The sequence below is a fragment of the Streptomyces sp. NPDC040718 genome (assembly GCF_055593565.1).
Map to the genome: position 1 here is coordinate 462,701 of NZ_JBVIXO010000002.1, position 21,409 is coordinate 484,109.

The 21,409-nt window shown below is 71.6% G+C and carries 22 protein-coding genes; 9 read left to right on the forward strand and 13 right to left on the reverse strand.

Going from position 1 to position 21,409, the window contains the following annotated elements:
• Nucleotide 1 precedes the first annotated feature (1 nt).
• On the forward strand, nt 2–1,387 hold the full coding sequence (locus ACZ597_RS07565) for a serine hydrolase domain-containing protein (protein ID WP_471326228.1): 1,386 nt from the start codon (nt 2–4) through the stop codon (nt 1,385–1,387).
• A 24-nt stretch (nt 1,388–1,411) separates the two neighbouring features.
• Here the strand turns inward: ACZ597_RS07565 and ACZ597_RS07570 are convergent, their stop codons facing one another.
• From ACZ597_RS07570 to ACZ597_RS07580, 3 genes are read right to left on the reverse strand one after another with little or no spacing between them, the layout of a single operon-like run.
• Nucleotides 1,412–2,587 carry a winged helix DNA-binding domain-containing protein gene (locus ACZ597_RS07570; protein WP_471326231.1) on the reverse strand — a complete coding sequence of 392 codons (1,176 nt, stop codon included), beginning with the start codon at nt 2,585–2,587 and terminating at the stop codon, nt 1,412–1,414.
• Between the two features lie 54 nt (nt 2,588–2,641).
• Nucleotides 2,642–3,103: a GNAT family N-acetyltransferase gene (locus ACZ597_RS07575; RefSeq protein ID WP_471326234.1), complete on the reverse strand. Its 462-nt coding sequence runs from the start codon at nt 3,101–3,103 to the stop codon at nt 2,642–2,644.
• Nucleotides 3,104–3,117: 14 nt separating this feature from the next.
• On the reverse strand, nt 3,118–4,011 hold the full coding sequence (locus ACZ597_RS07580; RefSeq protein WP_471326244.1) for a GNAT family N-acetyltransferase: 894 nt from the start codon (nt 4,009–4,011) through the stop codon (nt 3,118–3,120).
• A 125-nt stretch (nt 4,012–4,136) separates the two neighbouring features.
• Between ACZ597_RS07580 and ACZ597_RS07585 the strand changes: the two genes are divergently transcribed.
• Both ACZ597_RS07585 and ACZ597_RS07590 read left to right on the forward strand, forming a co-directional pair.
• Nucleotides 4,137–4,787, forward strand: coding sequence for an HAD family hydrolase (locus tag ACZ597_RS07585; RefSeq protein WP_471326248.1), 651 nt, complete (start codon nt 4,137–4,139; stop codon nt 4,785–4,787).
• Between the two features lie 141 nt (nt 4,788–4,928).
• Nucleotides 4,929–6,113 carry a globin domain-containing protein gene (locus ACZ597_RS07590; RefSeq protein WP_471326251.1) on the forward strand — a complete coding sequence of 395 codons (1,185 nt, stop codon included), beginning with the start codon at nt 4,929–4,931 and terminating at the stop codon, nt 6,111–6,113.
• 33 nt (nt 6,114–6,146) lie between these two features.
• Here ACZ597_RS07590 and ACZ597_RS07595 read toward each other — a convergent pair whose 3' ends face one another.
• The 5 genes from ACZ597_RS07595 to ACZ597_RS07615 form a co-directional block, all read right to left on the reverse strand.
• Nucleotides 6,147–6,626 carry an NUDIX domain-containing protein gene (locus ACZ597_RS07595; protein WP_471326254.1) on the reverse strand — a complete coding sequence of 160 codons (480 nt, stop codon included), beginning with the start codon at nt 6,624–6,626 and terminating at the stop codon, nt 6,147–6,149.
• 61 nt (nt 6,627–6,687) lie between these two features.
• Nucleotides 6,688–7,584: a LysR family transcriptional regulator gene (locus tag ACZ597_RS07600; protein ID WP_471326257.1), complete on the reverse strand. Its 897-nt coding sequence runs from the start codon at nt 7,582–7,584 to the stop codon at nt 6,688–6,690.
• 182 nt (nt 7,585–7,766) lie between these two features.
• On the reverse strand, nt 7,767–8,945 hold the full coding sequence (locus ACZ597_RS07605; protein ID WP_471326260.1) for a cystathionine gamma-lyase: 1,179 nt from the start codon (nt 8,943–8,945) through the stop codon (nt 7,767–7,769).
• Entirely contained in the window at nt 8,942–9,451 is a 510-nt protein-coding gene (locus tag ACZ597_RS07610; RefSeq protein WP_471326263.1) for a low molecular weight protein-tyrosine-phosphatase, read from the reverse strand. Before ACZ597_RS07610 ends, ACZ597_RS07605 begins: the two co-directional genes overlap by 4 nt.
• Nucleotides 9,452–9,462: 11 nt before the next feature.
• Nucleotides 9,463–9,843, reverse strand: coding sequence for a phage holin family protein (locus ACZ597_RS07615; protein WP_471326266.1), 381 nt, complete (start codon nt 9,841–9,843; stop codon nt 9,463–9,465).
• A gap of 93 nt (nt 9,844–9,936) precedes the next feature.
• Here ACZ597_RS07615 and ACZ597_RS07620 point away from each other — a divergent pair, with 93 nt between their 5' ends.
• From ACZ597_RS07620 to ACZ597_RS07635, 4 genes are all read left to right on the forward strand, one after another.
• Nucleotides 9,937–10,254: a cupin domain-containing protein gene (locus ACZ597_RS07620; protein WP_471326268.1), complete on the forward strand. Its 318-nt coding sequence runs from the start codon at nt 9,937–9,939 to the stop codon at nt 10,252–10,254.
• A gap of 222 nt (nt 10,255–10,476) precedes the next feature.
• Complete coding sequence (locus ACZ597_RS07625) at nt 10,477–10,701, forward strand: DUF5326 family protein (RefSeq protein WP_470975037.1); 225 nt, start codon at nt 10,477–10,479, stop codon at nt 10,699–10,701.
• Between the two features lie 226 nt (nt 10,702–10,927).
• Nucleotides 10,928–11,653 (forward strand): IclR family transcriptional regulator, encoded by a 726-nt coding sequence (locus tag ACZ597_RS07630; RefSeq protein WP_471326271.1) that lies wholly within the window; start codon nt 10,928–10,930, stop codon nt 11,651–11,653.
• 97 nt (nt 11,654–11,750) lie between these two features.
• Nucleotides 11,751–12,200 (forward strand): SsgA family sporulation/cell division regulator, encoded by a 450-nt coding sequence (locus ACZ597_RS07635; protein WP_471326273.1) that lies wholly within the window; start codon nt 11,751–11,753, stop codon nt 12,198–12,200.
• 37 nt (nt 12,201–12,237) lie between these two features.
• Here the strand turns inward: ACZ597_RS07635 and ACZ597_RS07640 are convergent, their stop codons facing one another.
• A complete protein-coding gene (locus tag ACZ597_RS07640) occupies nt 12,238–13,728 on the reverse strand; it encodes a YibE/F family protein (protein ID WP_471326276.1) in 1,491 nt (496 codons plus the stop codon).
• 177 nt (nt 13,729–13,905) lie between these two features.
• On the opposite strand from ACZ597_RS07640, the gene thiC reads away from it, so the two are divergent.
• The gene (thiC, locus tag ACZ597_RS07645) at nt 13,906–15,693 is read left to right on the forward strand and encodes a phosphomethylpyrimidine synthase ThiC (protein WP_470841936.1); all 1,788 of its coding nucleotides are present in this window, start codon (nt 13,906–13,908) and stop codon (nt 15,691–15,693) included.
• A gap of 134 nt (nt 15,694–15,827) precedes the next feature.
• Here the strand turns inward: thiC and ACZ597_RS07650 are convergent, their stop codons facing one another.
• From ACZ597_RS07650 to ACZ597_RS07660, 3 genes are all read right to left on the reverse strand, one after another.
• A complete protein-coding gene (locus tag ACZ597_RS07650; protein ID WP_471326279.1) occupies nt 15,828–16,643 on the reverse strand; it encodes a hypothetical protein in 816 nt (271 codons plus the stop codon).
• A 149-nt stretch (nt 16,644–16,792) separates the two neighbouring features.
• Complete coding sequence (locus ACZ597_RS07655) at nt 16,793–18,031, reverse strand: metallophosphoesterase (protein WP_471326800.1); 1,239 nt, start codon at nt 18,029–18,031, stop codon at nt 16,793–16,795.
• A 216-nt stretch (nt 18,032–18,247) separates the two neighbouring features.
• Nucleotides 18,248–19,363 carry a LacI family DNA-binding transcriptional regulator gene (locus ACZ597_RS07660; protein ID WP_007265278.1) on the reverse strand — a complete coding sequence of 372 codons (1,116 nt, stop codon included), beginning with the start codon at nt 19,361–19,363 and terminating at the stop codon, nt 18,248–18,250.
• A 362-nt stretch (nt 19,364–19,725) separates the two neighbouring features.
• Here ACZ597_RS07660 and hisC point away from each other — a divergent pair, with 362 nt between their 5' ends.
• Nucleotides 19,726–20,805 carry a histidinol-phosphate transaminase gene (hisC, locus tag ACZ597_RS07665; RefSeq protein WP_471326283.1) on the forward strand — a complete coding sequence of 360 codons (1,080 nt, stop codon included), beginning with the start codon at nt 19,726–19,728 and terminating at the stop codon, nt 20,803–20,805.
• A gap of 65 nt (nt 20,806–20,870) precedes the next feature.
• On the opposite strand, the gene ACZ597_RS07670 is transcribed toward hisC, so the two are convergent.
• Nucleotides 20,871–21,239 carry a cyclophilin-like fold protein gene (locus tag ACZ597_RS07670; protein WP_285547817.1) on the reverse strand — a complete coding sequence of 123 codons (369 nt, stop codon included), beginning with the start codon at nt 21,237–21,239 and terminating at the stop codon, nt 20,871–20,873.
• Nucleotides 21,240–21,409 lie beyond the last annotated feature (170 nt).

Genomic DNA, 21,409 nt, shown 5'->3' on the forward strand with positions numbered 1-21,409 from the left:
CATGGACGCGCTCTCTGAAGACCTGGAACTGCTCCCCGCCACCCGGCGTGCCCTGCGGCACCGGGTCGCCGTCGCCCAGCGCGAGGGGCGGTCCCCTTCGCTGGTGGCGGCCGTCGTACGCGGCGGGGAGGTGGTCTGGGAGGGCTCCAGGACCTCCGTGGAGGGCCACGGGCCGGACGGGAACGTCCAGTACCGGATCGGCTCGATCACCAAGACCTTCACCGCCGTCCTGGTGATGCGGCTGCGGGACGAGGGCCTGCTGGACCTGTCCGACCCGCTGGGCAAGCACCTGGCGGGGAGCGGTGCGGACGAGGTGACCATCGCCCAGCTGCTGGCCCACACCTCGGGTCTCGCGGCGGAGACGCCGGGCGAGTGGTGGGAGCGCTCTTCTGCGGCGCTGCGGCCGGAGCTCGCCGACGTGCTCGGCGAGGAGCCGTTCAAGCACGTGCCGGGGACCCGGTTCCACTACTCCAACCCCGGTTACACCCTGCTGGGTTCGCTCGTGGAGGCGCTCCGGGGCAAGCCGTGGGAGGAGGTGCTGCGCGCCGAGGTGCTGGAGCCGCTGGGGCTCAGCCGTACGAGCGGACTGCCGCGGGCTCCCCACGCGGGCGGCTGGGCCGTGCACCCGTGGGCGGACGTGATGGTGCCGGAGCCGTCCGAGGACCTCGGGCTGATGGCGGCGGCCGGTCAACTGTGGTCCACCACCGACGACCTGGCCCGGTTCGCACGGCTGCTGATGCTGGGCGACGACCGGGTGCTGAGCGCCGAGAGCGCCCGGGAGATGCGTACGTCGGTGGCGCCCCCGGAGCCCGGCTCCGCCGACCTCGGGTACGGGCTCGGACTCCAGCTGGCTGACCACGGCGGACGCCGGCTCGTGGGCCACGGCGGTTCGCTGCCGGGGTTCGTCGCGGGCCTCTGGTTCAGCGAGGCGGACGACGTGGCGGCGGTCGTGATGGCGAACTGCACCTCGGGCCTGCCGGCCTCGGCGGTGGCCGCCGATCTCGTCGCGATCGTCGCCGAGGCGGAGCCGCGCATCCCCGAGCCGTGGCGCCCGTTCAAGGAGGACGACCAGGTGCCGCTGGAGCTGTGCGGCCCCTGGTACTGGGGCACTTCGGCGCAGCTGCTGCGGCTGTCCTGGGACGGATCGCTGGAGCTGAGCCCCGTCGGCGCCACCGGCCGGTCGGCCCGTTTCCGCCCTGAACCGGACGGCACCTGGACCGGTCTGACGGGCTACTACGCGGGAGAGACGCTGCGGGCGGTCAGGCGTGAGGACGGCTCCGTGAGCCACCTCGACCTCGCGTCGTTCGTCTTCACCCGCGAGCCGTACGACCCGGCGGCCCCGGTGCCCGGCGGGACGGACCCGCAGGGCTGGCGCGGCATCGGCTGATGCCCGGCGGGCCGTGTGCCCGGCTCAGGCGACGAGTTCGCGCTCCAGAGGGGTGCGGAACCGGGGCGTGACGCGGGTATCGCCCAGCCAGCCGGCGAGCCGTCCGGCCTCGGCGGCGACCGCCTCTTCGGCGGCCCGGCCGGGGCGGCCCAGCAGTCGCCAGACGATCTCCCCGTCAGACCGCTGGGCCCAGCCGCCGACGATCTCGCCGTTCCACCACACGGTCGGCCCGATGTTGCCCGCGTAGTCGAACAGCGCGGGACGGTGGGCCGGGTCGAGGTGGAAGCCCCGGTCCGCCCAGCCCCTGGCGCTGGGGTCGAGGCCGGGCAGCAGCGCGGCCCAGGGTTCCGGGGCCGGCTCGGGCCCGGTGTCACCGCGGCAGACGAGAGCCGTTCCGCCCTCGTCGAGGCGGACCTGCTCGGGGCCCACGGCGGCCAGGGCCTTGCGTACGTCGGTGAGGCTCCAGCCGGTCCACCACTTGAGGTCGGCCTCGGTGGCCGGGCCGTAGGCGTGGAGCCAGCGGCGGGCGAGTTCGGCACGGGCCTCGGCGGCGGGCACGGCGGACCAGGGCTGCGTGTGCACCCATCGGAACTGGCTGGACGTCCACGTCCCGCGCGGCCGGTCCCGCCGGATGCGGCCGTCGGCGGCCAGGAGGCGGATGACGCGGGTGGCGACACCGGTCTCGGTCTCGTACTTCTTGCCCCGGCCGATGGTGATCTTCTGCCGCAGGGCCGGTACCGCGGAGGAGAGCTGGCTGCCCGTCGCCGCGCCCAGGGCGTCGAGCGCGTCGAGGGCGGCGGCCTCGGCCTGCTCCAGCCAGTCGGCGTCGAGTCCCCGGCCGTCCTCCGCGAGGTGCTTCAGGAGGGTCCGGCGCTCCTTCACGGCGATGCCCCGGGCGGTGGACGCGTCCACGTACGGGGCGAGTTCCGCGGAGACCGCGAAGAGGGTGTTGCGCATGCTGAGCATGCGGACGACGCTGACGTCCTCGTACAGGGCCCGCTCGACCGCGGCGGGTCCGCCATCGGCCAGGCGGGCGCGGACGGAGAGGAAGACGGTCGCGGCGTCCGTGGCGTGCAGGGCGACCACGGCGTCCGCGGCCTGGCTCGTCGTGGCGGCACGGGCCGAGGGGGCCAGGCGGTGCCGCCGGCCCAGCCGGTGGCGACGCTCGGCGGTGGTGATGACGGGGAGGCCGGTGCTCATCCTCCCGATCGTAGGCCGGGCCGCCGACAGCGGCCCGGCCCGTGCCGGGACCGCTCAGAGCTGCAGCTTGAACCCCACGTGGGAGGCGGTGAAACCGAGCCGCTCGTAGAACCGGTGGGCGTCGGTGCGGGTCGCGTCCGAGGTGAGCTGGACCATTCCGCAGCCCTCCTGCCGGGACCACTCGACGGCCCATTCGATGAACCGGGTCCCGAGGCCGCCGCCGCGCTCGTCGGCGTGGACCCGGACGCCTTCGATGATGGAACGGGTGGCGCCCCTGCGGGACAGGCCGGGAACGATCGTGAGCTGGAGGGTGCCCACTACGCGCTCGCCGCGGACCGCGACGACGACGTGCTGGTGGGGATCGTCGGTCAGCCGCTTCAGTGCCGTGGCGTACGGGGTCAGGTCGTCCGGGGACTCGCGTGTGGCGCCGAGCGGATCGTCGGCGAGCATGGCGACGATGTCGGGCAGATCGGCCTCGGTGGCCGGGCGGATGGTGAGGTCGGGGGCTCCGGTCATGGGGTCTCCTCGTTTCAGCCGGCGGCGACGGTGAGCGGCGCCCAGCGGCGGGACCAGTCGCCGGGCAGGTCCGGGACGTCCCGGGTCATGACGGCGTTGAAGGCCACGGACTCCAGTCCGCGTTCCTTGAGCCACGCGAGGAGTTCCTCGTGCCGCACGTCGACGTCGGTCCGCAGGTCCCGTCCGGTGCCGGCGGCCAGCGCGGACACCAGGGCCTTCGCGGTGGTGGTGTCGCGGGCGATCAGGGGGCCGACGACATGGGTGTCCATGTTGGGCCAGATCGCGGCGTAGCCGATGAGGGCGCCGGAGCGGTCCTCGGCGACGAGCAGCCTGTCGGTGAAGGCCGGTAGCCGGGTGATGAGGTGGGTCCGGTCGGTGCCGAACACCTCGTTGTCCAGCCGGACGATCCCCTGGAGGTCCTCGGCGGAGGCCGACCGGACGTGGACACCGGCGGTGCCGGCGGCGGGGGCGTCCGGCTCGGGGCGGAAGGTGCCCCGGAGCATCTCCGCGCGGCCCGTGGTGTCGAAGCCGAGCTCCTCGTAGAGCGGTCGGCCGTTCGGGGTGGCGTGCAGGGTGAGCGGGACTCCGGCGAGCGCGTCGTCGCACACGTGCTTCATGAGGCGCCGGCCCAGGCCCTGGCGGGCGTACCGGTCGGCGACGAGGACCATCCCGATGGCGGCGAGGTCGGGCTTCGCTCCGATGTCTCCGTACCGGGTGACGACGCAGGCGGCGGCGAGTCCCCGGCCGTCGGGTGCGTCGATGCCGTAGCCGTCGCCGGCGGTGAGGAGCAGCCCCCACTTGTGGTCCTCGCGCGGCCAGCCGCGGTCCTCGGACAGGTCGGCGCAGTGACGGAGGTCTTCCGTGGTCAGTGCGCGGATCGGCAGGTCGGTGAGCGGTGGTGGTGTCACGGCCCCAGAGTGGATCATCGGCTCATGGAGAGTCCAGGGAATTGAGGGATCCGGGCGGATCCGGGCAGTGGATGTTTCACGTGAAACATCCACCGCGTTCGACCGAGCGGATAGCCTCGGAAGCTATGACTTCGTTGCACCTGTTCGACCTCGACGGCACCCTGATGTACGGCTCGGCCGCGCCCGTGGAGATCTCCCGGCAACTCGGTGTGGACATCGAGATCGCGGAGCTGGAGCGGGCCTTCAGCGCACGGGAGATCGGCCCGCACGAGTTCTCGGTCGCGGCCCGTGAGCTGTGGGCGGACCTGACGCCCGCCCACGTCCGGGCGGCCTTCGACGGGTCGCCTTGGCTGGCGGGCATCCAGGACGTCTGGACGGAGATCCGGGAGCGCGGGGACTACTGCGCGGTGATCTCGCTGTCCCCCTCCTTCTTCGTGGAGCTGCTGCTGGAGTGGGGGGTGCACGCCGCTCACGGCTCCGTGTTCCCGGCGGTGCCCTTCACCGGGCCCGTCGATGTGACCGGGATCCTGACGCCGGAGCGCAAGGTGGAGGTCGCGGACTCGCTGTGCGCGCGGTTCGGAGTGGGCCGGGCCGACTGCGTCGCGTACGGGGACTCCATGACCGACGCGGTGCTCTTCGAGGCGGTGCCGCGCTCGGTCGCGGTGAACGCACGCCCCCACCTGGCGGCGCGGGCCACGCACGTCTACCAGGGCCGGGACCTCCGGGAGGCATACCAGCTCCTGGGTGCGGCGCGCCCGGGAGTCGAGGCATCTTAAGGGGAAAAGGGGGTTCGAAACCCCGTTTCCTCCATTCCTCCGCCGCGCTCTCGGTCGGCTGGCACGCTGTGAAACCCGGAACCACGGATTCGAGGCCGTGGCGTGTGAGACCCGACCGAGATGCTCGAAGCGAGGCACCGCATGGACGCTCCGCCCACCAGATCGGCCAGACCGACGGGCCGGATACCCTCCGGGGGCGGTTCGATCGAGCCCTCCCCGGACGCCGTGCTCATCCGCCGGACCCTCGCTGAGATCGCCCCCGTCGCGGACAAGGTGACCTCGTACTTCTACGCCCTGGTCTTCACGGGGCACCCCGAGGTCCGGGAGATGTTCCCGGCGGCCATGGACGTCCAGCGCGGCCGGCTGCTGAAGGCCCTGCTGACCGCCGCCGAGCACATCGACGACCCGGCGGTGCTGACCCCGTACCTGCGCCGGCTCGGCGCGGGCCACCGCAAGTACGGCACGGTGTCCGCCCATTACCCGGCCGTCGGAGAGGCGCTGATCGGCGCGCTGGCCCGGTACGCGGAACTCACCTGGGGGCCCGAGACCCAGGCGGCGTGGGTGCGCGCGTACACCGCCATCTCGCAGACGATGATCGACGCGGCGGCGGAGGACGAGGCCAGGGCGCCGGCCTGGTGGCACGCCGAGGTGGTCTCCCACGACCTGCGCACCTCGGACATCGCCGTGCTGACGGTCCGCCCCGACCAGCCGTACCCCTTCCTCGCCGGCCAGTACACGAGTCTGGAGACCCCTTGGTGGCCCAGGGTCTGGCGGCACTACTCCTTCGCCTCGGCGCCGCGTGCGGACGGGCTGCTGTCCTTCCACGTCAAGGCGGTTCCGGCGGGCTGGGTCTCCAACGCCCTGGTACGGCACGCCCGGCCGGGCGACGTACTGCGGCTGGGACCGCCGGCCGGTTCGATGGTGGTGGACCACAGCACCGACAACGGGATGCTGTGCCTGGGCGGCGGTACCGGCATCGCCCCGATCAAGGCGCTGATCGAGGACGTCGCCGAGCACGGTGAGCGGCGCCCGGTGGAGGTCTTCTTCGGGGCGCGCAGCGATCACGACCTCTACGACAAGGACACCCTGCTCGGGTTGCAGCGCTCCCACCCGTGGCTGTCGGTCCGCCCGGTGATCGGCGAGGGGCTGGCCGGGCAGCTGCCGCAGGCGGTCGGTGAGCACGGGCCCTGGAGCTCGTACGACGCCTTCATCTCGGGACCGCCGGCGATGGTCCGCAGCGGTGTGGACGCGCTCAAGCGGATCGGGATTCCCGGGGAGCGCATCCGCTACGACGCCCTGGAGGAGCTGGCGGGCGTGGCCGGCTGAGCACGGCCCGGCCCGCCGCCCCTCCCGGGGTCGTCAGCCCAGGTCGGGGGCGTGCATGGCGCGCACCCCCTCGATGTTGCCGTCGAGGTAGTGGCGCAGTGAGAGAGGAACCAGGTGGACGGCGGCGATGCCCACCCGGCTGAAGGGCACGCGGACGATCTCGTACTCGCCCTCGGGCTCGTCGACTTCGGGGCCGTGCCGCTGGCCGGGGTCCATGGATTCGAGCCGGCAGACGAAGAAGTGCTGCACCTTCACCCCGGTCACTCCCCCGGAGGCGATGTGCTCGACGGTGTCGACGAAGCAGGGCACCACGTCGGTGATCTTGGCGCCGAGCTCTTCGTGGATCTCCCGGTGCAGGGCGTCGACGACAGTGCTGTCCGAGGCTTCCACACCGCCGCCGGGGGTGAGCCAGTACGGATCGACGCCGGGCTTGGTGCGCTTGATGAGGATCAGGTCGTCACCGTCGAGCAGGATCGCGCGGGCGGTGCGTTTGACCACGGGACGTTCGGTCATGGAAGAAGCGTGGCCCACGCCCGCCTTTCTGAAACGCGCCATCGTCCGAAACCCGAGGGGTTCACCAGTGCACGGCGGCGCGCAGCAGGCGGTCGTGGGCACGGGCGAGGTGCGCGAGCGCCAGGCTGCCCGCCCGGACGACGAGGAACCAGGTGCGCAGCGGGGGCACGGCGGGCTCCAGAAGGGAGACGACCTCCCCGCGGTCGAGGGCGTCCTGGCACAGGTAGCGGGGCAGGACGGCGAGTCCCGAGCCGGCCCGGACGCACTCCAGCACGGCCCGCAGGTCGGGTGCCACGACGGTGGCGGCGGAGTCGGGCACGGAGTCGAAGACGGCGGCCCAGTAGCGGGTGACCAGGGGCAGGCTCTCGTGGACCTCGACGACCGGGATCCCGTCGAGTGCCGCGGGGCCCGAGGCGCTCAGTGCGGCGGGGTCGGCCAGTGCGGCCCAGTAGGGAGCGGCGACCAGCACCTGCTCCTCGTCGCAGAGGGCGGTCGTCGTGAAGGGGCCGCCGCGCGGCCGGGCGGTGGTGACAACCAGGTCGTGCTGGCCGGCGGCCAGGCCGGCGAGGTTCTCCTCGGCGCCGGGCGCGAGGGCGGTCCGCAGGGTCTGGCCCTGCCCGACCAGGGGTGCGAGGGCGGGTAGTACGCGCAGGCAGAGGAACTCCGGGGGCCCGGCGAGATGCAGGGTCCGCAGGGCTCCGGCGGACTCCCGTTCGGTCTCGGCGATCCGTAGCAGCGCGTCGAGGTGCGGGGCGGCCTTGTGGGCCAGTTCGTCGCCGACGGCCGTGGGGGTGACGCCCCGGGCGCGCCGGTGGAACAGGGGCCGGCCGAGCTGCCGTTCCAGGGTGCGGATCTGCGAGGTGACGGCGGGCTGGGACAGCCCGAGGTGCGCGGCGGCCCGGGTGAACGAGCCGGCCCGGTGCACGGCGACGAAGGTGCGCAGCAGGGCCAGGTCCATGGCGGCCCCTCTCGGTGGGGGCCTTCAACTATAAATATGCCGATAGGCCCCTGTCGTTACCGTGATTGGACTCTGACGCTGAGTCAACTAGCCTTGTCGGCGTGGTTCTTCTCTCGGGGAACCAGGGGCGGTCCGAGCCACCAGGGGGGAGGCTCGGACCGCCCTGATGCGTCCTGGGCCGGTCAGGCCCCGGCGGCCGCGGAATCGAGGGCCCGGAGCACGTCGGCGACCAGGTCCTCGGGGTCCTCGGCCCCGGCGGAGAAGCGGATGAAGCCCTCCGGCACGTCGTCGCCGCCCCAGCGGCCGCGCCGCTCCGCGGTGGAGCGGACTCCGCCGAAGCTGGTGGCGTCCTCGACCAGGTGCAGGGCGGTCAGGAAGCGTTCCGCGTGCGCGCGGTCCGGGAGGGTGAAGGAGACCACCGAGCCGAAGCCGCGCATCTGCCGGGCGGCGGTCTTGTGGGAGGGGTCCGAGGGGAGCCCGGGGTAGCGCACCCCGGTGACCTCCGGACGGTCGGCCAGCGCCTCGGCCACCGCCAGAGCGTTGCCCCACTGGCGTCCGGTCCGCAGCTGGAGGGTGGCCAGGGAGCGGTGGGCCAGCCAGGCTTCCATGGGGCCCGGGATGGCCCCGACGATCTTGCGCCAGCGGCGGACGGCCGCGGCGAGCTCCGGGTCGCGGCAGACGACGTAGCCGAGCAGCAGGTCACCGTGGCCGGTGAGCCCCTTGGTGCCGCTGGCGACGGAGAAGTCCGCGCCCAGGTCCAGGGGCCGCTGTCCGAGCGGGGTGGCGAGGGTGTTGTCGACGGCGACCAGGGCCCCCGCCGTGTGCGCGGCCGCCACGAGGCGGCGTACGTCACAGACGTCCAGGCCCGGGTTGGACGGGGTCTCGATCCACAGCAGCCGGGCCCCGTCGAGGGCGGTGAGCTGCGCGTCCTGGCCGGTCGGCGCGGTGCGCACGCGGACTCCGTACGCCTCGAGCTGTTCCCGGACCAGGGGCAGCGCCTGGTAGCCGTCGGAGGGCAGGACGACGGTGTCGCCGGTGCGGGCCTGGGAGAGCAGGACGGCGGATACGGCCGCCATGCCGGAGGCGAAGACGACGGTCTCCACCCCCTCCCCGCCGGGCTCCTCCAGTTCCCCGATGGCCCGTTCCAGCAGGGTCCACGTGGGGTTCGTGTCGCGGCCGTAGGCGTACGGCCCCGAAACCTCGCCGGGGAGGTGGAAGTGCGCGGCGAAGACCGGCCCGGGCAGCGGCGGTTCGTTCTTGACGGGCGCGGGCAGCCCGGCGCGCACCGCGCGCGTGCCGTCGCCGTACCGGTCCGCCGGGGCCGGGGTCGCGGCGGTCCCGCCGGGGGTGTTCTCGTTCACGGGGCGTGCTCCTTCACGGCGGTGCGTACGGCGTCAAGCAGTCCGGTGCTCGCGGCCTCGACCAGGGCCAGGCACTCCTCGAACCCGTCGAACGGGCCGTAGTACGGATCGGGCACGTCCGCCGCACCCGCTACGCCGCCCCGCGCGACCGCGGCCGCCGGGTCGTACGAGCGCAGCAGCCGGACCTTGGCGGCGGCCTCCGACGTGGGCGCGAGGTCGCGCAGGTCCCGCAGGTGGCCGGCGTCGAGGGCGATGACGAGGTCGACGCGGTCGAACCACGAGGCCCGGAACTGCCGGGCCCGGTGGTCCTGCTCGTACCCGGCGGCCTCCAGCACGGCGACGGTGCGCGGGTCGGCGCCGTCGCCCTCGTGCCAGCCGCCGGTGCCGGCGCTGTCCACCTCGACCAGCCCGTCGAGGCCGGCCTCGACGACGCGGGCGCGGAAGACCGACTCGGCCATGGGGGAGCGGCATATGTTGCCGGTGCAGACGAAGCACACGCGGTACATGGGCGGCCCGCTCAGTTCTTGTCGGGCAGGGCCAGGTTCACGGCCCAGGAGACGATGGAGATGATCAGGCCGCCGAGGACGGCGGTCCAGAAGCCGTCCACGTGGAAGCTCAGGTCGAGCTTCCCGGCCAGCCAGGAGGTCAGCATCAGCATCAGGGCGTTCACCACGAGGGTGAACAGGCCCAGGGTGAGGATGAACAGGGGGAACGAGAGCAGCTTCACCACGGGCTTGACGATGAGGTTGACCAGCCCGAAGACCAGCGCGACCAGGACCAGGGTCAGCGCGCGGCGGCCCGTGCTGCTGCCGTCGTCGAGCGTGATGCCGGAGACCAGCCAGATGGCGACGGCCAGGGCCGCCGCGTTGGCGAGCGTCTTGACTACGAAATTCGTCATGTGTCTGATCGTGGCAGAGAAGATCCGGGCCGGGCATCGGCAGATCAGCGGATCCCGGGGCACCACCGGGCAAGAGCAAGGGGCACAGCGAAGATGAAGGCCTTCCGGCTGGACGAGCTCGAAGCGGAGCGGGCCGCCAACAACGGCGCCTACCTGCAGTTCCTGCGGGAGCGGAACATGTCGGTCGGGCTCTACGCGCTCGACGCCGGGCAGAGCGACCCGCAGCAGCCGCACCACCAGGACGAGGTGTACTTCGTGGTGAGCGGACGGGCCTCCATCACCGTCGGCGAGGAGACGACGGTGGTGGCCAACGGCAGTGTCGTCTACGTCCCGGCCGGGGTGCCGCACAAGTTCCACCACATCACCGAGCCCCTGAAGGTGGTGGTCGTCTTCTCCCCGCCGGAGGGCTGAGCACGGGCCGGGTACGGCCGGGTGCGGCCGGGACGGCCGCCGGTCTGAGGGTCGTGCCCCTGATCCCCCTAGGGGGCGGGTCAGGGGGTTCCGGGGGCTCGCGGCCCCCTGTCCGGGGCCGCCGCCTCCTAGCATCGAGAGCGAGGAAAGAAACCGACCCGGACTCGCGAAGTCACGAACTCACGGGGTCACGGACGAGGAAGAGGTAGGAACATGGACGGGATCCGAGCGATGTTCGCGGGCATGCCCTGGTGGGTCAAGTGGGTCGCCGTTCCGCTGCTGGCGCTCTTCGTCTTCGGCGGAGTGGTCACTTCCATCCTCGGCGCGCTGATCTCGTTCGCCTTCAAGGCGCTGCTCTTCGTCGCCCTCGTCGGCGGTCTGATCTTCGTGGTCAAGAAGTTCACCGGCAGCGGCAGCGGAGCGAAGGCCTCCTCCAGCGACTGGTAGGACCGCCGTCCGCGACCTTCCCCCAACGGGTAAGGGGATTGACCCAGGCGGGGGAACGGGACCGGCCGAACGGCCCAAACGCCGGGAACCGGCCGATAGGGTGCGATCCGCGCCGTTCCCTGGGGGCGGCCCCCGCAGAGCGGGCCACCCCGAGGCCCGCCGCCACGCCTGGGGGTGAGCTTTGTCTTCGGTTCACAATCCCGGTGTCCCGACCCTGATCGGTTCGGTGCAGCGGGCGCTGAGGCTCCTCGAAGCGGCGGGGTCCCATAGCGAGGGAGCCCCGGCGAAACAGCTGGCGCGCGAAGCCGGGCTCCCGCTCCCCACCGCGTACCACCTGCTGCGCACCCTGACGCACGAGGGCTATCTGCGTCGCGAGAGCGGGGTGTTCGTCCTCGGCGACGCGGCCGGCCGGCTGGCGGGCGGTGGACTTCAGCAGAAACGTCGCAGCATGATCCTCGACTCGCTCGCGCACTTCCGTGACGCGGTCGGGGCCCCCGTCTACTTCGCGGTCTACCGCGAGGGTGAGATCGAGGTCGTGGGTGTCTCGGACACCCCGGCCAACCCGGCCTGCCAGGAGTGGGCCGACTTCCGCGCGACCGGCCACGCCCATGCAATCGGCCAGTGCCTGCTGGGCCAGCTCGACGAGAAGACGCGCAGGGACTACTACGACCGGCACCCGGTCGAGAGCATCACGCCCTACACCGTGCGGGACATGCACGCGCTGGAGCAGCGGATCGGCTCCCTGGAACGGATGCAGCCGGTTACGGAGCGTCAGGAATACGCCCTCGGCACGGTGTGTGCGGCCATCCCGATCACGGCCGGCGATGCCGCTGCGACCATGGCGATTTCCCTTCCCCTGCACCAAGAAGATCGATTGCTCTATGCAGTTGATCGACTACGGAGTGAAGTAGGCGCGCTGTTGAGCACCCTCTCCTTCTCTATCAGTATCTGAAAACTCACTCCTTGTGATCTGCTGGCGCTTCCACCACCCTTGTCAAGAGGGCCCTGGGGGACCATTCCTGGCCACTTCCACAACAGCGGGGTAGGCAATGCGCGAGTCGGTACAGGCAGAGGTCATGATGAGCTTCCTCGTTTCCGAGGAGCTCGCGTTCCGCATCCCGGTGGAGCTCCGGTACGACGCCCGTGATCCCTACGCGGTCCGCCTGACCTTCCACCTTCCCGGAGACGCCCCGGTGACCTGGGCGTTCGGCCGGGAGCTGCTTCTCGACGGCATCAACAAGCCCAGCGGTGACGGCGACGTGCACATCGCTCCCACCGATCCGGAGGAGCTGTCCGACGTCCACATCCGTCTTCAGGTCGGTGGCGACCGGGCCCTGTTCCGGGCCGGCGCGGGGCCGCTCGTCGCGTTCCTCGACCGGACCGACCGGCTCGTTCCGCTCGGTCAGGAGCGCAACCTCGGCGACTTCGAGGAGAGCCTCGACCAGGCGCTCGGCAAGATCCTCTCCGAATCGCAGCACGACGAGCGGAAGGCCGGCTGAGGCAGGGGCGGGGAGGTTCCGGCCGCCGGCCCGCCCTTCAGCGCTTGCGCCGGCGCCTGCCCCGGCCGCCGCGGGCCGGTGCGGCGGCCGGACCGGTGGCCGGGCTCCCGCTCGCTCCGGCCGCCGGTCCGGGCCGGTCGGCGGAGACCACGAGCGCCGCCAGCGCCGTCGTCACCGGCACCGAGGCGACGAGCCCGATGGAGCCCACGAGCGTCCGCACGATCTCCTCCGCGACCAGCTCGCTGTTGGCCACGGTACCCATGCTGCTGTTGGCGATCGAGAACAGCAGCAGCAGGGGCAGCGCGGCGCCTGCGTACGCCAGGACGAGGGTGTTCACCACTGACGCGATGTGGTCGCGGCCGATCCGGATGGCCGCCCGGTACAGCGCGCGCGGCCCCATGTCGGGGTCCGCCTGGTGGAGTTCCCAGACGGCCGACGTCTGAGTGACGGTCACGTCGTCGAGCACGCCCAGGGATCCGATGATGACGCCTGCGAGCAGCAAGCCGCTCATGTCGATGTTCGGGTAGAGCCCGTGGATCAGACCGGTGTTGTCGTCCGTGTTGCCGCTCAGGAACGCCCAGCCGATGAACTGCGAGCCCAGCAGCCCGATCAGCAGGAGCGAGACCAGCGTGCCGAGGACGGCGACCGAGGTCCTCGCCGTCAGCCCGTGGCACATGTAGAGGGCGATCAGCATGATCGCGCTGGCGCCGATGACCGCGACGAGCAGCGGGTTGGAGCCCTGCAGGATCGCCGGGAGGATGAAGAGCGTCAGGACCCCGAAGCTGACGACGAGCGCGATGAGCGCGAAGAGGCCGCGCATCCGGCCCACCACGACGACCGCGACGGCGAAGATGCCGGCCAGCAGCGCCATCGGCAACTTCCGGTTCAGGTCGATCACCGAGTACTGGAGGTCCCGGGGCGCGTCCGGCGCGTACGCCACCACCACCTCCTGGCCCTTCTCCAACTGCCGGGGCGCACCTGGCTGGACGATCTCGAAGAAGGCCCGGCCCTGTTCGGGTCCGCTGGTCACCTCGACCGTGGCCTTCTTGCACTCGCCGGTCCGGGCGGCCTGGGCCTCGCGTCCCTCGGGGGTGGACGTGTCGCCCGTGGGAGGGACCTGTGCCGCGTTCACCGATTTGCAGTCGACCTTCGCGAGAGCGACGACCTTGCCCTGCTGGGTCTGGCGGTCGAAGCCCACCCCGGTGCGCTCGTGCGCGGGGGCGCCGCCGGGCCAGAGCACGGCCATGCCGATGAAGACGGCGGCGGCGAAGGGGATCAGCACGGCGGCAATCACCTTGCGCAGGTGCTTGGAGACCGGAGCCGCGGGCCCGTGGCCGTGGCTGTGGCCATGACCGTGGCCATGACCGTGGCCATGGCCGGGGCCGTGGGAATGCCCGTGGGAGGAGGCTGAGGCATGCCCGTGGGACGCATGCTCGTGGCCGGTGTGGCCCAAGGGCTCTGTGGGCTCGTGGGGAGGCTGCGGCGAGGACGTCACCGGCAGATCATCGCAAGAGATGAGGGGGCCCACTGTTCAGCACGCCACACACGACGCTAACGTGGGGGCTACTTTGCACAACGCGGGAGCTCGGAGCACCGGGCTGAGAGGGCGCTGATCACCGTACGCGCATGAGAATGCGTACGGGAGGAGGCTGCGTCGACCGCCGAACCTGTTACCGGGTAATGCCGGCGTAGGGAGATAGGTCTCATGACCATTCAGGACGCACGCACGCCTGCCGTCAGCCAGGACGCCGACGGCCAGACCGAGCGCCAGCCGGGCTGGCACAAGGGCTACGTGGCGGGCTCCCGCCCCGACATCCGGGTGCCGGTCCGCCAGGTCCACCTCACCAACGGCAAGGACGTGACGCTCTACGACACGTCCGGGCCGTACACCGACCCGCAGATCGAGACCGACGTCCGCCGGGGCCTCGCGCCCCTGCGCGAGAACTGGATCATCGGCCGCGGCGACACCGAGGAGTACGCGGGACGCCCCGTCCGCCCCGAGGACGACGGCATCAAGCACACCTCTCCGCGCGGGGGCCTCAAGAACCTCGACGCGGTCTTCCCCGGCCGCCCGCGCCAGCCCCGCCGGGGCCGTGGCGGCGCCGCCGTCACGCAGCTCGCGTACGCCCGCCGGGGGGAGATCACCCCGGAGATGGAGTACGTCGCGATCCGCGAGAACGTCTCCCCCGAGGTCGTCCGGGAGGAGATCGCCGCAGGTCGCGCGGTGCTCCCCGCCAACGTGAACCACCCGGAGATCGAGCCGATGATCATCGGCAAGAAGTTCCTGGTGAAGGTCAACGCCAACATCGGCAACTCCGCGGTCACCTCCTCGATCGAGGAGGAGGTGGAGAAGATGACGTGGGCGACCCGCTGGGGTGCCGACACGGTCATGGATCTCTCCACCGGCCGCAACATCCACACCACCCGCGAGTGGGTGCTGCGCAACTCCCCGGTCCCGATCGGCACCGTGCCGCTCTACCAGGCGCTGGAGAAGGTCGACGGCAGGGCCGAGGACCTGACCTGGGAGATCTACAAGGACACGGTCATCGAGCAGGCCGAGCAGGGCGTCGACTACATGACGGTCCACGCCGGCGTGCTGCTGCCGTACGTGCCGCTGACGGCCCGTCGCAAGACCGGCATCGTCTCCCGCGGCGGTTCGATCATGGCCGCCTGGTGCCTCGCGCACCACAAGGAGAACTTCCTCTACACGAACTTCGAGGAGCTCTGCGAGATCCTCGCGACGTACGACGTCACGTACTCGCTGGGCGACGGCCTGCGTCCCGGCTCCATCGCGGACGCCAACGACGCGGCGCAGTTCGCGGAGCTGAAGACGCTGGGCGAGTTGAACACCATCGCCAAGCGGCACAACGTGCAGACGATGATCGAGGGCCCGGGCCACGTCCCGATGCACAAGATCAAGGAGAACATCGACCTCCAGCAGGAGATCTGCGAGGAGGCGCCGTTCTACACGCTCGGCCCGCTGACCACGGACGTCGCGCCCGCGTACGACCACATCACCTCGGGCATCGGCGCCGCGATGATCGCCTGGTGGGGCACCGCGATGCTCTGCTACGTGACGCCCAAGGAGCACCTGGGCCTGCCCAACCGGGACGACGTGAAGACCGGCGTCATCACCTACAAGATCTCCGCCCACGCGGCGGACCTGGCCAAGGGCCACCCGGGTGCCCAGGAGTGGGACGACGCCCTGTCGGACGCGCGGTTCGAGTTCCGCTGGGAGGACCAGTTCAACCTGGCCCTCGACCCGGACACGGCCCGTGAGTTCCACGACGAGACCCTCCCGGCCGAGCCGGCCAAGACCGCGCACTTCTGCTCCATGTGCGGTCCGAAGTTCTGCTCGATGAAGATCTCGCAGGACATCCGCCGCGAGCACGGCGGTGATCTGAAGGCCGATGAGATCGAGGCGGGAATGGCGGAGAAGTCCGCCGAGTTCGCGGCCTCGGGCAACAGGGTCTACCTGCCGCTGGCCGACTGACCGGTGAGGAGAGGGCCGGCCGACGGCATCCGGGGGGAGTCGTCGGCCGGCCTTCGCCGCTTCGGGAGAACCCGTCTGTACGGGCGAATGTTTCACGTGAAACAGACTGTTTCACGTGAAACGGGCCCGGGGCCTCACTCCGGTGCGTGGTCCGGGCCGCCGAAATCCGGGCTGGTGAAGTCCGGCGAGCTGTAGCCGGGGCGGGGGCCCTGGGAGGCCGGGCCCGGGCTGGTGAAGTCCGGGCGGCTGTAGCCCAGGCTGGGGATCCGCCCGGCCCCCGGTGTGCGCGGTACGGGGTAGCCCGGTCCGGCGGTCGGGTCGGCCAGGGCGTCGCGCAGGAACGGCACGATGCCCCGTTCCAGCAGGGCGTTGCGCCAGGCCTCACGGGCGCGGGAGAGCTCGTCGGGTATCGGCGCGCTCTCCTCCGCCCCGACCTCGGTGGAGCTGTTGCGCAGGGCCGTCACGAGCAGGCCGATCACGGCGAACAGCAGGGCGGCCACGGTGAGCCCGCCGAAGAGCCAGCCCGCTGTCAGCATCGTCTCCGCGAAGGCGGGGGCGGGGTCGATCATCTTGAGGCTGTATCCCACCAGCAGGAAGATCAGCATGGCGGTGCCCGCCAGGACCGGTGCGAGGACGCCGACCACGGCGCTCACGCCGGCCCCGCCGTCCTGGTCCTCGGCGCCGTCTTCGGCGGCCGTCCCGGGAGCCGACAGGGCCCCGTCGCGCAGCTCCTCCCGCACCTTCACGTAGTGGTCGTACTCGGCGGCCGCCGCGGCGGTCAGGAGCGTGGTGGCGGCCAGTGCCATGGTGCGCAGCTGTTCGGCGTTCAGCCGTTCGCCGAGGGTGGCGAGTTCGGGCCGTTCGTCCGCGGTGCGCAGTGCCTCGTCGAGGAGCCGGTCGAACTCCGGTCGGTCTTCGGTGAGCAGGTGCGGAGCGCTGGTCATGTGCATCCCCCGATGCTCCGTACATGCCGGTATGCCCGCGTAGATCCGGGGCTCCGGCACAAACGGAGGAGAGCCTGCTACGGATAGAGCGATGGTAGAGCGCCCCTGCCACGCCGTGACAGGGGCTTTGCTGAAATACCCCGCTCCGAGAACGCTCAGTCGCGCAGAGGTAGTTGAACGACGAGCAGCTTGCCCGCCATCGTCACGCCGCCGTCCATCGCGATGGCCAGTCCCTCCGCGTACACGTGCGGCCCGTCCACGGCCTCCGGTCCGCGGGAGTCCTCACCGTCCTCGGCGCCCACCTCGCCGAGCAGGTACGGGATGGGGCTGTGGCCGTGGACGACGCGGCCGCCGCCGTAGGTGCTCAGGAGCTCCCGTACGGCCTGGGGGCCGGTCTCCTCGTCGCGGAAGGCGAACCGCTTGGTGAACTTGCGGAAGAGGTCCCAGGTGATGTCGGCGTCGTTGCGGTTGAGCAGCTCGTGGATGGTGTCGTTGACGTCCTCGATGGAGTCGCCGTAGTCCAGGTACGCCGTGGTGTCCGAGTGCAGCAGCAGGTGGCCGTCCTGCAGCGTCGCCGCGTCGAGGCGGGACATCCACTGGAGGTGGACGTCCTCCAGGCGCTCCATGTCGGTGCGCTGGCCGCCGTTGAGCAGCCAGGCGGCCTGGAAGGTGGCGGTTCCGGCGCCGGAGGACACGGGGGTGTCGCCGAAGCGCTTGGCGCCGATCAGGAGCAGTTCGTGGTTGCCCATCAGCGCCTTGCAGTACCCGCCGGCGGCGGCGGCCTCGGCGGAGAGCCGCATGACGAGGTCGATGACGCCGATGCCATCGGGGCCGCGGTCGGTGAAGTCGCCGAGGAACCAGAGCCGGGCGTTGCCGGCGGACCAGCGGCACTCGGCGTCGATGAGCTGCTGGGCCTGGAGCTCCCGGATCAGCTCGTCCAGGTAGCCGTGTACGTCGCCCACGACGTAGAGCGGGCCGGGGCCGGAGCCCGGGGTCTCCTGGGGGACGTACTGGACCTGCACGGTGTCCCCGGGGCCGCCGGCCGGGCCGCGGACGATGACGGGCAGGTCGCGCTGCGTGGGCGTGTAGCCGTCGTCACCGCCGTCGCCGTACTCGCCGTCGCCCGCGGTGTGCTGCTGCGGGACGGTCTCCGTGCCCGGGTGGGCGGGAGGGGTCCCGGCGGGGAGGTCGGGGGCGTACCCGGGCCGCGGGGGCACGGGCGCGCTCTCCTCGTAGTACGGGGGGTACTCGCCGTACACGGGGGGCTCGCCGGACAGTGCGGCGGGCGCGGCGTACGGCGCGGGTTCGGCGACCGGCACCCGGAAGTCCCGCAGCGTGTCCGTCCGCATCGCGGGTCCCTGACCGGCCCCCTGAGTCATCGACCCCTCCACCACCGTCGCGCTGCCGTACACCTGCGGACCCTCCTCACCTCCTGGGCGGAGGGTCCGTGATGTCGTGCGCCCATCATAGGAATGCGGCTCGCGCTCTGTGACGCACCAGGGGTGGTGAATCCTGGCCGGAACCTCTCCTTCCTGCCCTTTTGTTCCGATTTCGGCGATGGGGAAATCCTCGGAGGGGCCGTCGGCCCCGCCCATGTGACGGTGTGGAGGTCAGTCCTGGGCCGGTGAGCGGGGCGGGCTGACGGTGGTGCGGGGCGTTCTGCGCTGCGAGGAGGTGCGGATGATCAGCTCGGTCGGCACGACCTGCTCGACGGGGCGTCCGGTGTCCACTCCCTCGATCGCGTCGATCAGCAGCTGTACGACGGCGGTGCCGATGCGACGGGGCTTGAGGGAGAGCGTGGTGATGGGCGGCTCGGTGTTGGCATAGACGGTGGATTCGCTGCAGCAGACGAGGAGCAGGTCCTCGGGGACCCGCAGCCCGTAGCGCCGGGCGGCGGCGAGGAGGTCGGTGCCGTTGGGGTCGAAGAGCCCGTACACGGCGTCCGGCCGGTCGGGGCGGGCGAGGAGCCGGTCGGCGGCGACGGCGCCCGCGCACGGGTCGTGGGCGGGGTAGGACTCGTAGACGGGGTCCTGGCCGACGCGCTCGCACCAGTTGAGGTAGGCGGTCGTGGAGAGCCGGGTGTAGGTGTCGGTGGTGGTGCCGGTCAGCAGCCCGATGCGGCGGGCTCCGGCGGCGGCGAGGTGGTCGAGGAGCCCCAGTACGGCGGCCTCGTGGTCGTTGTCCACCCAGGCGGTGACGGGGAGGGTGCCCGCCGGGCGGCCGTCGGAGACCACAGGGAGGCCCTGGCGGACCAGCTCGCTGACGACCGGGTCGTGGTCGGAGGGGTCGATGACGACGGTGCCGTCGAGGGCCACGTTGGACCAGACGTCGTGTCGTGAGGTGGCGGGCAGGATGACGAGGGCGTAGCCGCGGGCCAGCGCCGCGGAGGTGGCGGCCCGTGCCATCTCCGCGAAGTACGCGAATTCGGTGAAGGTGAAAGGTTCATCCCCGTACGTGGTCACGGTCAGGCCGATCAGGCCCGACTTGCCGGTACGGAGGGTGCGGGCCGCGGCGGAGGGGCGGTACCCCAGCCGGTCGGCGACCTCGCGGACGTGGCGGCGAGTGGCGTCGGGCAGCCTCCCCTTGCCATTGAGCGCGTCGGAGACGGTTGTGATGGACACGCCCGCCGCGGCGGCCACGTCCCTGATGCCGGCCCGGCCCTGTCGGCCGCCGACCCGCCGGGTGGTCTCGGTCCGGCTCACCTGATGCTTCCCTGCTGCTGTCATGGCGAGCCGATAGTAGGGCTCGGAAGGGAGGGTGGTTCGGGTGCATATGCACGCGTTGACAGGCACGATTCTGCATGGTTCGCCACCCCCAATGACCTTGGAATTAAAGGTATTTGGCGCCTGGTGTCGAGAGTGTGGCCTGTCGGCGGGTACGAGCATGCCAAAACGGAGCCGTCTCGGATCGCCCTCAACTCACCTGCACGAGGGACGCGCGCCACGGCGCAGGCCACCGGCGCGCGCATATATGCGTGCGCTCCCCCTGTGTTCCTGGCGCCCGCCATTCTCGGATCGGCGGAATCCTCATAAGGTGAGCAGTATTGAGTCGACGGCGACGTCGACGGGACGGTCGAGGAGGACCTGCGGTGAGCGAGAAGAGCCCGAAGCTGCGCGCCGAGCTGGACGGCATTCCCACCTACAAGCCCGGCAAGCCCGCCGCCGCGGGCGGGGCCGTCGCGTTCAAGCTGTCCTCGAACGAGAACCCGTATCCGCCGCTGCCGGGGGTCCTGGAGACCGCGGTCGCCGCCGCGGGCCGGTTCAACCGCTACCCGGACATGGCGTGCACCGGGCTGGTGAACGAGCTGGCGGACCGTTTCGGCGTGCCGGTCGAGCACATCGCCACGGGCACCGGTTCGGTGGGTGTGGCCCAGTCGCTGATCCAGTCGACGGCCGGCCCGGGCGACGAGGTCATCTACGCCTGGCGTTCCTTCGAGGCGTACCCGATCATCACCCAGATCTCCGGGGCGACGTCGGTGCAGGTACCGCTGACCGACGGGGACGTCCACGACCTGGACGCGATGGCGGCCGCCATCACCGACCGGACCCGTCTGATCTTCGTTTGCAACCCCAACAACCCCACCGGCACCGCTGTGCGCCGCGCCGAGCTGGAGCGGTTCCTGGACCGGGTGCCCTCGGACGTCCTGGTGGTGCTGGACGAGGCCTACCGCGAGTTCGTGCGCGACGCCGACATCCCGGACGGCATCGAGCTCTACCGCAACCGCCCGAACGTGGCCGTGCTGCGCACGTTCTCCAAGGCGTACGGGCTGGCCGGCCTGCGCGTCGGCTTCGCGGTGGCGCACGAGCCGGTGGCCGCGGCGCTGCGCAAGACGGCGGTGCCCTTCGGTGTGAGCCAGCTCGCCCAGGACGCGGCGGTCGCCTCGCTGCGGGCCGAGGACGAGCTGATGGGCCGGGTCGGGGCGCTGGTGTGCGAGCGCAACCGGGTCCACGAGACGCTGCTCGCGCAGGGCTGGACGGTTCCGGACACCCAGGCCAACTTCGTGTGGATGCGGCTGGGGGAGCGCACCGCCGAGTTCGCGGCGGCCTGCGAGAAGGCCGGTGTGGTGGTCCGGCCCTTCGCGGGCGAGGGCCTGCGGGTCACGATCGGTGAGACCGAGGCGAACGACCTCTTCCTGCACACGGCCGAGGCCTTCTTCAAGGAGCTGTAGTCAGGGTCGCGGCCGGAGGGCCGTGGTCCGGTGACCGGGATGCCGGCCGCGGGGAGCCGTGGCCGTCAGACCAGTTCCACGCGGACGGGGTCGCCGTCGCGGACGGTGGCCAGGAGGCGGGGGTCGCCGTCGAACGAGCCGAGCACGTTGCAGGGGCTCGCCAGGCGGCTCTCGCCTCCGCGCGAGATGGGCGTGGGGCCGTAGGGCAGGGCCAGTGCGTCGCCCTCGGTCCAGAAAGCGACCGTACCGGGCTCGACGACCTGCTGGGCGTCGTCTTCCAGGGCCACGGAGACCCCGGTGTCGAAGTAGACCTCCTCGCCCCAGGTGTTCGCGGAGGCGGAGATCGGGAGGGCCGCGGCCAGCGCCTTGCTGGTCGGGGTCTCGTCCAGGGTCGCGGTGAGCAGGCCCGCAGGCCAGGAGATTCGAATCTGCATGGGCCGCATTCAACAATCTGTTGAAATCCTTGGCTAGTGGCCGATACGGGGGACCCCGGCCGATTGGGGCCGCAGGCGGTAGGACATAATGCTTGTGAATGTGAACGCGTTCACAAGCGTGTCCTGCTTTCTCCCGGTATGGGGAGGAACCCGCCAGGCAGACTGCCCGC